The 15,317-nt window shown below is 69.3% G+C and carries 10 protein-coding genes; 7 read left to right on the top strand and 3 right to left on the bottom strand.

Going from position 1 to position 15,317, the window contains the following annotated elements; genetic code table 11:
• Positions 1-2 precede the first annotated feature (2 nt).
• Positions 3-827, bottom strand: a complete 825-nt coding sequence (locus M2352_RS12950) for a PhyR family response regulator anti-anti-sigma factor (protein ID WP_264664894.1) — start codon at positions 825-827, stop codon at positions 3-5.
• 479 nt (positions 828-1,306) lie between these two features.
• Here M2352_RS12950 and M2352_RS12945 point away from each other — a divergent pair, with 479 nt between their 5' ends.
• The 3 genes from M2352_RS12945 (at position 1,307) to M2352_RS12935 (ending at position 4,255) form a co-directional block, all read left to right on the top strand.
• On the top strand, positions 1,307-1,843 hold the full coding sequence (locus tag M2352_RS12945) for a hypothetical protein (RefSeq protein WP_264664893.1): 537 nt from the start codon (positions 1,307-1,309) through the stop codon (positions 1,841-1,843).
• Positions 1,844-1,961: 118 nt separating this feature from the next.
• On the top strand, positions 1,962-2,516 hold the full coding sequence (locus M2352_RS12940; RefSeq protein ID WP_264664892.1) for a MarR family winged helix-turn-helix transcriptional regulator: 555 nt from the start codon (positions 1,962-1,964) through the stop codon (positions 2,514-2,516).
• Positions 2,513-4,255 carry an AMP-binding protein gene (locus M2352_RS12935; RefSeq protein WP_264664891.1) on the top strand — a complete coding sequence of 581 codons (1,743 nt, stop codon included), beginning with the start codon at positions 2,513-2,515 and terminating at the stop codon, positions 4,253-4,255. Before M2352_RS12940 ends, M2352_RS12935 begins: the two co-directional genes overlap by 4 nt.
• A gap of 66 nt (positions 4,256-4,321) precedes the next feature.
• Here the strand turns inward: M2352_RS12935 and M2352_RS12930 are convergent, their stop codons facing one another.
• Both M2352_RS12930 and M2352_RS12925 read right to left on the bottom strand, forming a co-directional pair.
• Positions 4,322-5,137, bottom strand: coding sequence for an FkbM family methyltransferase (locus M2352_RS12930; protein ID WP_264664890.1), 816 nt, complete (start codon positions 5,135-5,137; stop codon positions 4,322-4,324).
• A 226-nt stretch (positions 5,138-5,363) separates the two neighbouring features.
• A complete protein-coding gene (locus tag M2352_RS12925; protein WP_264664889.1) occupies positions 5,364-9,047 on the bottom strand; it encodes a vitamin B12-dependent ribonucleotide reductase in 3,684 nt (1,227 codons plus the stop codon).
• A gap of 582 nt (positions 9,048-9,629) precedes the next feature.
• Here M2352_RS12925 and M2352_RS12920 point away from each other — a divergent pair.
• From M2352_RS12920 to M2352_RS12905, 4 genes are read left to right on the top strand one after another with little or no spacing between them, the layout of a single operon-like run.
• Positions 9,630-10,325: a protein phosphatase CheZ gene (locus M2352_RS12920; protein WP_264664888.1), complete on the top strand. Its 696-nt coding sequence runs from the start codon at positions 9,630-9,632 to the stop codon at positions 10,323-10,325.
• A gap of 2 nt (positions 10,326-10,327) precedes the next feature.
• Positions 10,328-11,092 carry a hypothetical protein gene (locus tag M2352_RS12915; protein WP_264664887.1) on the top strand — a complete coding sequence of 255 codons (765 nt, stop codon included), beginning with the start codon at positions 10,328-10,330 and terminating at the stop codon, positions 11,090-11,092.
• Positions 11,092-11,781, top strand: a complete 690-nt coding sequence (locus M2352_RS12910) for a flagellar motor protein MotB (RefSeq protein WP_264664886.1) — start codon at positions 11,092-11,094, stop codon at positions 11,779-11,781. The genes M2352_RS12915 and M2352_RS12910 overlap by 1 nt, the downstream gene beginning before the upstream one ends.
• An 11-nt stretch (positions 11,782-11,792) precedes the next feature.
• Complete coding sequence (locus tag M2352_RS12905) at positions 11,793-15,314, top strand: tetratricopeptide repeat protein (RefSeq protein ID WP_264664885.1); 3,522 nt, start codon at positions 11,793-11,795, stop codon at positions 15,312-15,314.
• The last annotated feature ends 3 nt before the right edge of the window (positions 15,315-15,317 follow it).

Raw genomic sequence — 15,317 nt, 5'->3', positions numbered from 1 at the left:
CCTCACGCCGCGGGGGACACGGCGGCGGGGCCGCCGCTTTCGGCGGGGGTGAAGACGGCCCGGGTGATCGCCTGCTCGATCTGGTCGCGGGTGAAGGGCTTGGGGATCACCGGCCCCAGATGCTCCAGCCCGCGCTTGGCCAATTCGTCGGGAAAGGCGGTGACGAAGATCACCGGCAGGAAACGGCGGCGGCGCAGCTCGCGGGCCACCTCGATGCCGTTGTCCCCTTCGGCCAGACGGATATCCAGCAGGGCCAGCGTGGGGGTGTGGGCCGCGGCCAGGGTCAGCGCCTCGTCCATGGTGGGGGCGGTGCCGCACACCATATGCCCCATCCCCCGGACGGTTTCCGCCAGATCGAACGCGATGATGGCATCGTCCTCCACGATCAGGATGGTGGCGGTCAGCCGTTCGCGCACCTGCCGCCGGGCGTCGTTCAGCCGTTCCACCGCCGTTTCCACCGGCAGGCCCAGCACGGCCGCCGCATCGTGCAGAGGCAGATCCTCCAGGCTGACCAGCAGGTAGAGGCGGCGGGCGTCTTCGGGCAGGGCGGCCAGGGCCGCTTCCACCGGCCGGGGCGACGGCGCCGGGCGCAGGGCCATCGTGTCGGCCAGCTCGTTCAGCGCGGCGTACAGCGCCAGCCGCGGATTCTCCAGACGGATGAAGTCGTCGGCCGTCATGGCGTCGTCGAGAATGCGGGTGACGAAGCCGTCGCCCAGATCCGGGTCGCCGGTCAGGGCCAGCGCATAGCGGCGCAGGTACGGCACATGGGCCATCAGGTTGTGGATGCGCTCTTCACGGTTGGTCGAGGTGTTGGCGCGTCTGTCCATGTCTTCTATCCCTTCGGACGCGGACGGGGCAGGAAACCGTCCGGCGTGTGCGTCAGGACAAATGTCGTGATCTCGCCCGGCGTTGGGAGAAGCCCGAAGGCATAAGACCCCTCTTTTCCTCCGCCGAGGCATCGGTGTTAATCCGAAAGGGGCGGAATCGGGCGCCACGGCGGCAGGGTGCGGCCGGTGGGGAACAAAATCACCGGGGGCCTGTTCTTCAGAGCGATGGTGTGATTCCTCCCTGAACCGCCAGAACCTTCGATTCCGCCGGCCCGCCTTTCGTTTTCGAAAGCGGCCGGCGGCTTTGTATGAAGGAATGGTTTCCGCAAACCGGAAAAGATCGTATTTTTTCCATCCCGCCCTTGCGGTCATCTTGCGCCGGAGCATTTTGGGCGTTAATGACAAGGACGAGTGCCGGTGCCGCAGGGGTGCCGGGTCTGTTTCCTGTCCGCGCCCACACGGCTGAATCCGGAACACGCATGGCCGACCTCGATCCCGAACAGCTTCTGCTTGAGGGCGTAGCCCCCGACGAACGGGACGATTTTCTGACATGGCGCCGGCGGGTCCAGGGAACCAACATTTCCGACAAGACCCTTCTGGCAACCGATTATCTCAATCACTTCAACGAAATCGTGATGCTGATCGAGATGATCCCCGACATGCCCGACATGGCGGAGGATTGTTACGCCTGGACCCCCAAATCCTATCAGGAGCATTTTCGCGACAGCGGTTTCTCCGACAAGGAGCTGGCGATCGAAGCGTACGATCATGTGCCGGCGAAATTCCGCCAGCCGTTCGAGGATTCCATCGCCCAGATCAACCAGGTGGTCCGCCACGCGCTCGACCGCATGGCCCAGGACATCGCCGAGGGCGATACCGACCGGCTGCGCATCGATTGCCAGCAATCGGCGGAAATGATCCACCGCATCATCCAGGTGGCCAACGGCATCATCCATGGTGCCGCCCATGTGATGGAGCAGGGCGAAATCGACCTGTATCTCACCTCGGCTCTGTGAGGGGGAATCGCGGGGATGGCGGCTGCTGGTCCTACCACCATTCCGTCAACGCATGGCAGAAAGCCCTGAACCCCGCTAAAGTGGGGGGAAGCCTCCTCCGCCGGGAAGACCGCCGCCCGTGAAAGCCGCCGCCCTTCTGCCCAAGCCCGTCCCGCCCGATCCCCTGTCCGACGACCGGGAGGCGCTGGCCGGGGTGACGGCCACGCCCGAGGTGCGGCTGTGGCTGCGCATCGGGGCGGTGCAATCCCTGCTGGACGGGCACCTGCGCGTCCGCCTGCGCCGGGAACACGGCATCACCCCCGCCCGCTACCACGCCATGGCCCTGCTGGACAAAGGCCGGGAGGGCATGACCATGGGGGAGCTGTCCAAACGCCTGATGGTCAGCAATGGGGCCATCACCGGGCTGGTGGACAGGCTGGTCCGTGACGGCAAGGTCACCCGCACCCCGCTGCCCGGCGACCGCCGTACCCACATCATCCGCCTGACGCCCGCGGGGCGGGAGGAGGTGCAGGCCATGGAACGGTTGCACGCCGATTGGCTGGCCGAGGTCATGGGTTCCTTGGGGCGGGAGGAGATGACGGCGCTGCTGGGCCTGCTGGACCGGCTGAAACGGTCGGTCCGGCGTGGCATGGACGGCTGGGGGCCGGGAGAACAGGAGGACGCGCCGTCATGAGCACCATCGCTGCCCGCGCCGACAGCTTCATCCGCGACCGCCTGCCGCCGCGCGGCACCTGGCCCGACCTGCGCTTCGACCGCGCCGGGCTGTCCTATCCCCCCCGGCTGAACGCGGCGGCCGAACTGGTGGATGCCTGGATCGCCCGCGGCCACGGGGACCGGCCCTGCATCATCGGCCCGCAGGAAACCTGGACCTACGCCCGCTTCGCCGACACCGTGGACCGCATCGCCCGGCGGCTGGTGGAGAATTACGGGGTGATCCCCGGCAACCGCGTGCTGCTGCGCGGCCCCAACACGCCGATGCTGGCCGCGTGCTGGATGGCGGTGGTGAAGGCCGGCGCCATCGCCGTGCCCACCATGCCGCTGCTGCGCTCGGGCGAGCTGGGGCAGATCATCGACAAGGTGGCGGTGCGGCTGGCCTTGTGCGACGCCGCTTTCCTGTCCGAGATGGAGGTGGCCGCCGCGGGCCGCGAGCTGACCATCGTCCGCTTCAACGGGGAGCCGGGGCCTGGCGGGGCGCCCGCGGCGGGGCTGGAGGCGCTGCTGCCGGCCACCGCACCGGGATTCGCCGCGGTGGATACGGCGGCGGACGACGTGGCGCTGATCATCTTCACCTCCGGCACCACGGGGGTGCCCAAGGCGGCGGCCCATTTCCACCGCGACCTGCTGGCGGTGGCCGACCTGTCGCCGCGCAGCCAGTTGAACGCCACCGCCGACGACGTGTTCTGCGGCTCGCCCACGCTGGCGTTCGCGTACGGCATCGGCGGGCTGCTGCTGTTCCCGCTGCGGGTGGGAGCGTCGGTGGTGCTGCTGGAGCGGGCGACCGGGGAACGGCTGCTGACCGCCATGGAGCGGCACCGGGCCACCCTGTGCTTCACCGTGCCAACGCTCTACCGCGCCATGACCACGCTGCTGGAGGCGGAGGTGGTGACGGTGGAGGCGCTGTCCAGCCTGCGCGCCTGCGTGTCGGCGGGGGAACCGCTGCCGGCCTCCACCTTCGAGGCGTGGTATTACGCCAGCGGCCTGCCGATCCTGGATTCCCTGGGCACGACGGAGATGCTGAACGCCGTCATCGCCATGCCCCCCGATGCCATCCGCCCCGGCGCCACCGGCAGGACGGTGCCGGGGTACGAGGCCATGCTGGTGGACGACGCCTTCCGCCCCGTGCCGGCGGGGCAGATCGGGCGGCTGGCGGTGCGGGGACCGACCGGGTGCCTGTACATCGACGACGACCGCCAGCGCCAGTATGTGCAGCACGGCTGGAACCTGACCGGCGACGCCTTTCACCAGGATGCCGACGGCTATTTCTGGTACCACGCCCGCACCGACGACATGATCGTGTCGGCGGGCTACAAGATCTCGGGCCTGGAGGTGGAGGATGTGCTGCTGCGGCACGAGGCGGTGGAGGAATGCGCCGTCGTCGCCGCCCCCGACCCCCTGCGCGGCACCATCCCCAAGGCGTATGTGGTCATCAAGCGCGGGGTGGACGCGGGGGACGAGCTGGCCCGCGGCCTGCAGGATTTCGTCAAGGACCGCATCGCGCCGTACAAGTTTCCCCGCGACGTGGCCTTCATCGATGCCCTGCCGCGCACGGAAACCGGCAAGATCCAGCGCTACAAGCTGCGCGCCATGGCGCAGGGAGAGGAAGGGCCCCGTTCCATCACCCGCATCACCGACCCCGGCCCCGACCGTGGGCATACCGAGCCGGAGGATGGGGGGCCGGGGGACGGGGCGTAGGGAAGCGCCGTCCCGCCGTCCGGCCCACGCTGATCCCCGCCTGTGCGCGGGGATGGCGGCATCGGGTTAGCGCCACGCAAAAACGGTGATGATGTACTGGTGGGTGGGCAGGGCGGTAAAGGGCGGCGGGTTGTCGGTGCCCAGCCAGTCGGCCAGATGCAGGTCATGCATCACGGTGCGGAACCCGTTGCGTTCCAGCACGGATACGAAGCTGGCCAGGGTTCCGTCGGCGTGGTCCATGCAGTGAACCTCGGCAATGATGCGGCGGACACCGCCAAGGGCGCCGTCGCAGTCGTCGGCGACAGCGAATTCCGCCCCTTCGATATCCAGTTTCAGAAGGTCCACCGGACGGCCGAGCCCGGCCAGGAAATCGCGCAGCCGGATGGATTCCACCCGTTTCCCCTCCGCCGGCCCGCCGCTCACCACATGGCCGGAATCATCATGGGTATCGGCGAAGGTGATGCCGTCGCCGTGGGTCCAGACCGCTTTTGCATAGGGGGTCACCTGCATGATCCCCTGGGCCAGCAGGTTGGCGGCCATCACCTCGGCGATGGCCGGATCGGCCTCGAACGCGTGGATGGTGGCCTGGGGAAAACGGCTGGCGAAGTACAGCGACGCCAGCCCGATATGGGCGCCGCAATCCACGATCAGCGGCGCCGTCTCCGTCGTGCGGATGTCGTAGAGACGGCTGTGGAAAATCTGCAAAGCCTGCCAGTAGAAGCTGTGAAGGTCCACATAGCGCAACTCCCGCCCGTCGATCACCAGCCGTCCGGGAACCCGGCGGGGGAAATTCTTCAGGTTTTGCGAAAGATAGCCCAAAATCTGCCCCAGATTGCCCTGAATGGTGGGAATGGTGGTGGCGGTGGGCGAAGGCTGGGTCATGCGGGATCCTTCTGGGTGTTGGTGGGCCTGGTGCCGGGAGCGGAAGGGTGTAGCACGGAAACGGCCCACCCGTAAGAGACTGGCGCGCGCCCGCCCGCGGCCGTGGCCGGGCGTGATCCCGGTGCCATGACACGGCAACGCCGCCCGGAGTGTCCGTCCGGGCGGCGTACCAGTGAACCCTACGATTAAGACGATCCAGGAACCGGCCCGGCCCCCGCGGCTGCCCTCAACTGCAGCCGGTGGTGGACCCGCAGGTGTCGCATTTCAGGCAGGTGCCGTTGCGGACCAGAGTCATGTTGCCGCATTCGCCGCACTGGTCGCCCTCGTATCCCTTGGCACGGGCTTCGCGGACCCGTTCATAGCGGTCGGTGGGGGCCGGGGCCGTGGTGGTCACGGTGGCGGTGGCCACCGCCGCCGCCGCACCGCCGCTGCCACCGCCGCCGGCATAGGCCGTGGCTGCCGCCGTGCCGGTGCTGCTGACCGTGGCCATGGCCGCCACCGCCTTCTGCGCCTGACCGCCGTGCAGAACCCGCAGGTTGGAGCGCACATAGCCCTTGGAGGTCAGCTTGCGCACCACCTCGTTCGGCCCCTGTTGCGGCAGGTCGCCCTGAGAGTCGCCGGTCCCGACGGTGAAGGGCAGCAGATCGTCGGGCGTGGCGTGGCCCAGATCGGTGCGGCCCAGGTACGAAATCGCCACCTCGCGGAAGATGTAGTCGATCACCGACGTCGCCATCTTGATGGCGTCGTTGCCCTGCACCGAGCCCGACGGCTCGAAGCGGGTGAAGGTGAAGGCCTCCACGAACTCTTCCAGCGGCACGCCGTACTGCAGGCCGATGGACACCGCGATGGCGAAGTTGTTCATCAGCGAGCGGAAGGCGGCCCCTTCCTTGTGCATGTCGATGAAGATCTCGCCCAGCCGGCCGTCCTCGTACTCGCCGGTGCGGATGTAGACCTTGTGACCGCCGACCATCGCCTTCTGGGTGTAGCCCTTGCGGCGGTGGGGCAGCTTCTGCCGCTCCGACACCTTGCGCTCGATGATCTTCTCGATGACCTTTTCCACCACCCGCTCGGTGATCATCGGCACGCGGGCGGCGTCGGGGGCGGCAAGCACGGCGTCCAGCGTGCTCTCCTCCGCGTCGTCGGCGTCCTCCAGGATGGCGGCGGCCAGCGGCTGGCTGAGCTTGGAGCCGTCACGGTAGAGGGCATTGGCCTTCAGACCCAGGCGCCAGGACAACAGATAGGCATCCTTGCACGACTCAACCGTGGCGTTGTTCGCCATGTTGATGGTCTTGGAAATGGCGCCGGAGATGAAGGGCTGGGCCGCCGCCATCATGGTGATGTGCGATTCCCACGACAGGAACCGCTTGCCGATGCGCCCGCACGGGCTGGCGCAATCGAACACGGCCAGGTGCTCGGGCTTCAGGAAGGGCGCGCCCTCCAGCGTCATGGCGCCGCAGCAATAGGTGTTGGCCGCGTCGATCTCCGCCCGGCTGAAGCCGATGTGGGCCAGCAGGTCGAAACCGGGACGGTCCAGCGCGTCGGCCGGGATGCCCAGCGCGCCGGTGCAGAACTCCGCCCCCAGCGTCCACTTGTTGAAGGCGAACTTGATGTCGAAGGCGGTGGCGAGGCCCGCTTCCACCTTTGCCAGGATGGCGTCGGTGAAGCCCTTGGCCTTCAGCGCGGCGTGGTCGATGGCCGGGCTGGTCTTCAGCGTGCCGTGGCCGACCGCGTAGCGTTCGATGGCGCGGATCGCCTCGGCGTCATAGCCCAGGGCGTGCAGCGCCACCGGCACCAGCCGGTTGACGATCTTGAAATAGCCGCCGCCGGCCAGCTTCTTGAACTTCACCAGGGCAAAGTCGGGTTCGATGCCGGTGGTGTCGCAATCCATCACCAGGCCGATGGTGCCGGTGGGGGCGATCACCGTGGACTGGGCGTTGCGGAAGCCGAACGCCTCGCCCATCTCCAGCGCGCGGTCCCAGGCGCGCATGGCGGCGGCGGCCAGATCGGGGTCGGGGCAGGCGGCGGCGTCGAACGGCACCGGGGCGACCGACAGCCCCTCGTACCCGTCCTTCGCACCATGGGCGGCGCGGCGGTGGTTGCGGATCACGCGCAGCATGGGCTCGCGGTTGGCCTCATAGCCGGCGAACGGCCCCAGCTCCTCGGCCATTTCAGCGGAGGTGGCATAGGCGACACCGGTCATCACCGCGGTGATGGCGGCGCACAGCGACCGGCCCGCGTCGGAATCATAGGGCAGGCCGGCGGCCATCAGCAGGCCGCCCAGGTTGGCGTAGCCCAGGCCCAGCGTGCGGAATTCATAGGAAAGCTGGGCGATTTCGCGGCTGGGGAATTGCGCCATCAGCACCGAGATTTCCAGCACCACCGTCCACAGGCGGCAGGCGTGCTCGAACGCCTCGATATCGAACGACCCGTTGGGGCGGCGGAAGGCCAGCAGGTTCAGAGACGCCAGATTGCACGCCGTGTCGTCCAGGAACATGTATTCCGAACACGGGTTCGACGCATTGATCCGCCCCGATTCCGGGCAGGTGTGCCATTCGTTGATGGTGCTGTCGAACTGCACGCCCGGATCGGCGCAGGCCCAGGCGGCATGGCCGATCTTGTCCCACAGATCGCGGGCGCGCACGGTCTTGGCCACCTTGCCGTCGGTGCGGCGGATCAGGTTCCAGTCGGCATCGTCCAGCACCGCCTGCACGAAGCCGTTGGGGATGCGCACCGAGTTGTTGGAGTTCTGGCCGGCAACGGTCAGATAGGCTTCCGAATCCCAATCGGTGTCATAGGTGCGGAAGTCGATGCTGGTGAAGCCCTGGCCCGCGAACTGCATCACCCGCTGGACGTAGTTCTCCGGCACGCCGGCCTTGCGGGCGGCGGAGATGGCCTTCCTGAGATCCTTGTTTTCCTTCGGATCGGTGCCGTTGGCGCACGCCGCCATCACCGCGTTCAGGTGCGTCTGGCAGGTCTTGGAGCCGGTGACCAGCGCGGCCACCTTCTGCTCCTCGATCACCTTCCAGTCGATGTAGGCTTCGATGTCGGGGTGATCCAGATCGACGGTGACCATCTTGGCCGCGCGCCGCGTGGTGCCGCCCGACTTGATGGCCCCGGCGGCGCGGTCGCCGATCTTCAGGAAGCTCATCAGGCCCGACGACTTGCCCCCACCCGACAGCCGTTCCCCCTCGCCGCGCACGCGGGAGAAGTTGGAGCCGGTGCCCGAGCCGTACTTGAACAGGCGCGCCTCGCGCACCCACAGGTCCATGATGCCGCCCTCGTTCACCAGATCGTCCTGAACCGACTGGATGAAGCAGGCGTGCGGCTGCGGGTGCTCATAGGCCGAAGCCGAGGAGGTCAGCAGGCCCGTCTTGAAATCCACATAGAAATGGCCCTGGCCGGGGCCGTCGATGCCATAGGCCCAGTGCAGCCCGGTGTTGAACCACTGCGGGCTGTTGGGGGCGGCCATCTGGGTCGCCAGCATGAAGCGCATTTCGTCGAAGAAGACGCGCGCGTCCGCCTCGCCGTCGAAATAGCCGCCCTGCCAGCCCCAATAGGTCCAGGTGCCGGCCAGACGGTCGAACACTTGGCGGGCCGAGGTCTCGCCCACCGTGCGCTGTTCCTTGGGCAGCGTGGCCAGCGTCGAGTCGTCCGCCACCTTGCGCCACAGCCACGACGGGACGGTGTTTTCCTCCACCGGCTTCAGGGCGGCGGGCACACCGGCCTTGCGGAAATACTTTTGCGCCAGGATGTCACAGGCCACCTGGCTCCAGCTTTCCGGCACCTCGATGCCGGTCTGGGCGAACACCACCGAACCGTCGGGATTGCGGATCTCGCTGCCGGTCGTGCGGAAACCGATGCCGGCGTAGGCGTCCTGTCCCTCGAACGTGAAGCGTCGCTGGAAGCGCATGATTGAGATCCTGCTCCTGTGGTGTTGGCCGTCCCCCGGCTCCGCATCAGGACGGCGCCGGGCAGGCGCAAGGGTCCGCGCCAGACGCCGGCCCGTGGCCGCATCTGTCGCGTGGTGTGCCCCTACATCCTGTGTAACGGAGCGGAGCCTAGCCCCCATTCCTGGGGTTTCGCAACAGCATTTTGTGCTTGCGATTTGCCTTATCCCCAAGGGGTGGGGATGGCTGTGCATAAATGCTGCGGGCGCGTCCGGGGTGCCCAGGGTGTGGAAAACCGGGGCGCCGGGGCGACTCATTGAAAATCCAGGCTTTGAAAAGCGGGGTTGCCGGGTTGCGCACAGGCACCCCGCCACTTATCCCATGGACCAACCCGGCAGGCCGCGGCGGGACTCGGGGTGAAGAGAAGGCCGTGTTGCCAAGCAGCAACAATCACAACCCAAAGGTCACGCGGCAAAAGCGCAACAGTCACTGTTTACACAGTGTTAATACGGCCTATTTACCGTACACGGGGAGGCGAAGGGGGTAGCCTTCCCAAGGGGGCGCCGGGCGGACCGGCCCGGCCTTTGCCGATCCCCCGCGATGCCATGATCCAGAGCCTTGGGACCGTCATGCCGCCCTATGCCCCCACTGCCTTCGCCGAACAGAAGATGCTGCAACAGCGGCTGACCGCCGCCCGAGCCGAAAGCGCCGCGCCGCTGGGCCGCGACGAGGTGGCGGGCATCGTCCAGACCGTGCTGTCCAGCCTGGCCGGCGATGCCACCGCCCACGATCTCCAGCTCTACCGCGAGCTGGAGGGGCTGGCCCAGTACATCCAGGAAGCCAAGAAGGAACTGGCGTCGCTGCGCCCCGCCGACATCCGCGACCAGCACATCCCCACCGCGACCGACGAGCTGGACGCCGTGGTGGGGGCGACGGAGCAGGCGACCTTCGCCATCTTCGACGCCTGCGACGTGGTCGGTGCCGTGGCCGGGCGAATCGACGGCGAGAACGCGGCGCAACTGACCGACGCCACCACCCGCATCTTCGAGGCGTGCAACTTCCAGGACATCACCGGCCAGCGCATCACCAAGGTGGTCCGCGCGCTCAAGCACATCGAGGCCAAGGTGGATGCCCTGATCGCCTTCTTCGGCGAGGAGATGACCCACGTCACGCCCCCGCCGGCGAACGAGGCGCCGGCGGACAACCGCGACCCCGACAAGGATCTGCTGCACGGCCCGCAGATGCCCGGCAACGCCATCGATCAGGACGAGATCGACCGCCTGCTGGCGAGCTTCGACTGACCATGGCCGCCCCCGGCCCCACATCCCCCGGCGTACGCCGGCTGACCATGGCCCGGCTGGAGACGCTCCGGGCCGGCGGGGGGGCTGATTCGGGGCATGGCCATGCGGGGCAGGGGGGCGGCAACGGGTCCATCGTGCTGCTGCTGTCGCTGTTCCTGCTGCTGCTGGTGTTCTTCATCGTGCTGAACGGGCAGACCGTGCAGCACGCGGCCAAGGCGCGGGCGGTGATCCATTCCATCGAACAGCGCTTCACCATCGACCCCCGGCTGAAGGAGGGGCTGGACCCGGTGGCATCGCGCAGCGGCACCGTGTTCGCCGCCGAACGGCTGGCGCAGGTGGGCGACCTGTTCGCCACCGCCGTCGCCGTGGTCAAGGTGACCGAGGTCCGCCCCGGACGGCTTTTGGAGGTGCGCATCCCCGAGGACGCGCTGTTCCGCCCCGGCACGGCGGAGGTTCTGCCCGAACGCCAGGGGCTGATCGACCGGGTGGCCGAATCGCTGCGCCAGACCCGCACGGGGGAGCGGATCGAACTCGACGCCCTGCTGGCCATCAGCCCCGACCGTCCGTCGCAGCCGCCGGGGCCGGTGGAACGCGCCGGGGCGCTGGCCCGCGCGCTGGTGGCGGTGGGGGCGCCGCCCGCGGCGGTGACGGTGGGAATCGAACGCGGGCTGCCCGGCACGGCGCGGCTGCTGTTCTCCATCCGTCTGGCCGAGGAGCCGCCGGGCCGCGGCGCCGGCAGTAGCAGCAGCGGGGGAGGGCACCGGTGATGGCCGTCCTGCGTCTTCCCGCTGTCCTGCGGCGTCATGGCCGTTCTGCCGGGCGCAGCATGTGGCTGGTCAGCTTCACCGACCTCATCTCTTTGATGCTGGCCTTCTTCGTGCTGATGTTCTCCATGGCCGAGCCGGAACAGCAGCGGTTCGAGGCGCTGGCCAAGGGGGCGTCGGCCCGGTCCACCGCCACCCGCCCGTCCGACCTGCCGCCGGAGCCGGGGGCGGTGTTCAACGCGCCGACGGTGGAACCGGCGCTGGCGGCCAATCTGGATTATCTGGCGGCGCTGCTGCGCAACCATCTGGCCGCCGATCCGCTGCTGGCGGTGCTGCCCGTGCGGCGGGAGGACGACCGGGTGGTGATCGCGCTGGCGGGCGGGCGGCTGTTCGCCGATGATGCCCCGCGGTTCAGCGAAGCCGGCCGGCGCCTGCTGTTCCTGCTGGGCGACGTGCTGGGCCGGCTGCCCAACCGGGTGGAGGTGGTGGGCCATGCCGAGCGGGAGGTGGAGCACGCGGGCCGGGAATGGGAACGCGCGCTGGGCAAGGCGGCGGCGGTGTCCATGGCCCTGCGCGAGATGGGATACCGCCGCGATCTGGTGGCCCGCGCGCTGGTGGCGCCGCTGGACCGCGATGCCGCGGACGCGGGCGAGGCGATGGTTGATCTGGTCATTCGTGAACAGAAAGGGTAAGGGCTTATCCCATGGGCAACGGGGCGCACGAACGACGGCATCGGGGGTGGCTTCTGGCCGCCTCATTGCTGCTGTCCGCCCCGCTGGCCGGGTGGGCCGCGGCGGTGGAGGCGGCGGACGTGCCGTTGCGCGCCTTCGACCATTCCAGCTACGGGCGCATGGTGTTCGACTGGCCCGCTCTGGTGGATTACACCGCGCGGGTTGAGGCCGGACGGCTGACCGTGACCTTCGGCGAGCCGGTGACGGCCCCGCTGAACCGCGCCGTCACCGCGCTGTCCCGCTACATCGTGTCCGCCGAACGGGGGGACGACGGGCGCAGCGTGACCTTCGTGCTGAAGCAGCCGGTGTCCATGCGCAGCTTCCGCAACGGCAATTCCGTCGCCATCGACCTGCGCCCCGATGCGGCGGCGGTGGCCGCCGCCGGCGAGCCGCCGGCCCTGCCGGTTGACGCGGGCGTGACCGGCCCGGCGCTGTCGGGGGCCACGGGCCCGGCCGGCGCGCCGACCGGATCGTCCGCCGGGGCGGCGGAAGCCGCGGGGGTGAAGATCCGTGTCGGCGACCACCCCACGCACAGCCGGCTGGTGTTCGATTGGACCAAGACGCCCGCCTACACCCTGTCGCGCGACGGGGCGGCGGTGACGCTGACCTTCGACAAGGCCGCCGCGGTCGATCTGGGGCCGGTGCGCCGCGCCAACCTGCGCAACGTCGCCAACATCGAAACATTCAAGACGCCCAGCGGCGGCACCGCCATCACCTTCGCCGCCCCGCCCACCGCCGCCGTGCGCGACTTCCTGAACGGCAAGTCGGTGGTGATCGACGTGCTCAACGCCGGTTCCCGCGCCAAGGGGGATGACGCGGCGGCCCCGGAACCGGCGCCCGCCCGGCAGCCCCCGGCGGCCCCGGCTCCAGCGGCCCCGCCCCCGGCGGCTCACGCTCCGGCGGCCCAAACGCCGCCGGTCCCGGCCCCCGCCGCCCCCGCGGCGCGCCAGACGGCGGCGCTGCCCCCCGGCCCCCCGGCTCCGGCGGCCCCCGCCGCAGCCCCCGCCCCGGCGGCGCCCACCGCCGAGCGCGGCGCGCTGGTGTTCGAGGTGAACGGGCCGGCCTCCATGGCGCTGTTCCCGCGGGCGGGCTATCTCTACGCCGTGTTCGACAAGCCGCTGCCCATCGGGGCGGGCAAGGTGATCGGCATTCCGCCCGAACAGGTGGGCGGGATCGAGCCGGTGCCGGCCACGGGCGGCTCCGCGTTCCGCATCCGCATCGGCCCCTTCGTCTGGCCGGCGGTGGAGCGCCAGGGCTCCACGTGGCGCGTGGTGCCCATGACCAACCTGACCGCCCCGCCGCCCCAGGAACTGCGCGTCGATCCCGAGCCGGAATTCCTGCTGGGCGCCCGCGTTCTGGTGCGCACGGGCGATGCCCACACCATCGTGCAGTTCACCGACCCCGAGGTGGGCGACCGGCTGCACGTGGTGCCGCTGCCGGTGGCGTCGCAGGCGGTGTCCCAGCCCCACCGCTATCCCGACGCCGAGATTCTGGGCGCGTTCCAGGGGGTGGCCGTCCGCCCCATCGCCGACGCCGTGACCGTGCGCCCGGTGAAGGAGGGGGTGGAGATCACCGCCGCCGGCGGGCTGCACCTGTCCAGCCCCGCCGACACCGGTCCGCGCACGCCCCCCGCCGCCGGCCCGGTGTCGGAAGGCCCGCGTCCGTCCGCCCAGCAGCAGGCGATGGTCCCCCCATCATCCCAGGCCCAGCCCAAGGGCCGCCGCCTGTTCTCGCCCGAGGCGTGGCAGCGCGGCGGGCTGGAGAATTTCACCGACAGCCGCCAGCAGCTTCAGATGAACATCGTCGAGGCGGCGGACGTGGACCGCCCGCGCACACAGCTCGATCTGGCGCGGTTCTTCTTTGCCAACGGCTTCGGCCCGGAAACGCTGGGCATGCTGGAGATGCTGCAGAACGCCCAGCCCGACCTGGACGGCTGGCCGGAGTTCCGGGCGCTGCGCGGTGCGTCCCGTTTTCTGGCCGGGGATCTGGCCGGGGGACGCTCCGACCTGATGGATCCGGCCCTGATCGACAACGGGGAGGCGGCCCTGTGGCGCGCCGCCATCGACGCCGAACAGCGCAACTGGCCCCAGGCCAGCCGCGGTTTCCGCGACAACTTCGCCATCCTGACCAAATACCCCGAACCGCTGCTGTCCCGTCTGGGCTTTCTGGGGGCGGAGGCCGCGCTGCAGGCCGGCGACACGGTGACCGCCAAGCGCATCCTGGACAAGATCGAGCAGAAGATCGGCATCGATTCCGAGGATATTCCGGCCCTGCATTTCCTGCGCGGCGAACAGCTCCGCCAGGCCGGGGAGACCGACCGTGCGGGCGAGGAGCTGAAGGCCGCCTACAACGGGCTGGACCGGCTCTATCACGCCAAGGCCGGTCTGGCGCTGGTCAATCTGGAGCTGGCCGAGGGCAAGATGTCCCCCGCGGCGGCGGTGGAAAGGCTGGCCGGCCTGACCTATGTCTGGCGCGGCGACGAGCTGGAGGCCGCCATCCGCCAGCGCCTGGCCGAGGTCCACATCGCCGCCGGCAATTACGCCGAGGGCTTCAACACCATGAAGGAGAATGCGGCTCTCGCCAGCGACCCGGCCAAGGCGGAACAGATCACCCAGGACATGCAGCGCACCTTTGCCGAACTGTTCAAGGACGGGGCCGCCCGCCTGCCGACCATGGACGCGCTGGCGCTGTACGACCAGTTCCGCGAACTGACGCCCGTGGGGGCGGCGGGGGACGAGATGATCCGCCAGCTTGCCGAACGGCTGATCCAGCTCGACCTGCTGGCCAAGGCCGCCGACCTGCTGCAACATCAGGTGGCTTATCGCCTGTCGGGCATGGACAAGGCCAACATCGGCACCCGCCTTGCCTCCGTCCGCCTGCTCGACAACAAGCCGGAAGAGGCGATCCAGGCGCTGGAGATGAGCAACGTCCCCGGCATCCCCCCCGAAACCCAGGCCGAGCGCCGCATCATGCGCGCCAAGGCGCTGGCCGAGATGGGAAAATCGTCGGAAGCCGTGCAGCTTCTGGCCCAGGACGACAGCCGGGAAGCCAACCTGCTGCGCGTGGACATCGCGTGGCGCTCGCAGAACTGGGCGCAGGCGGCGACCGCCTTGGGCAAGATCGTCGGCCCGCCCCCGGCGCCCAACCAGCCGTTGAAGTCCGAAACCTCGCAGATGGTGCTGAACCGGGCTGTGGCCATGGCGCTGGGCGGCGACAGCACGGGCCTGGGCATCCTGCGCCGCGAGTTCGGGGCGGTGATGGACAAGGGGCCGGACTCCGACGCCTTCCGCCTGCTGACCCGCCCGGAACAGGCGGGCGGGCTGATGGACGTGGGCGCCATCCGCTCCCGCGTGGCCGAGGTGGACGTGTTCCAGAAATTCCTGAAGGACTACCGCGGCAAACAGACCAATCTGGTTCCCCCCGGCAGTTCGGGAGGAACCGCACCGGCGGTCCCCGGCGGTGGGGCGGCGGCGGGGAATCGGTCCGCCAACTGACGG

The sequence above is a fragment of the Azospirillum fermentarium genome, assembly GCF_025961205.1.
Classification (GTDB): domain Bacteria; phylum Pseudomonadota; class Alphaproteobacteria; order Azospirillales; family Azospirillaceae; genus Azospirillum; species Azospirillum fermentarium.
This window is presented reverse-complemented; position numbering and strand designations above follow the sequence as displayed.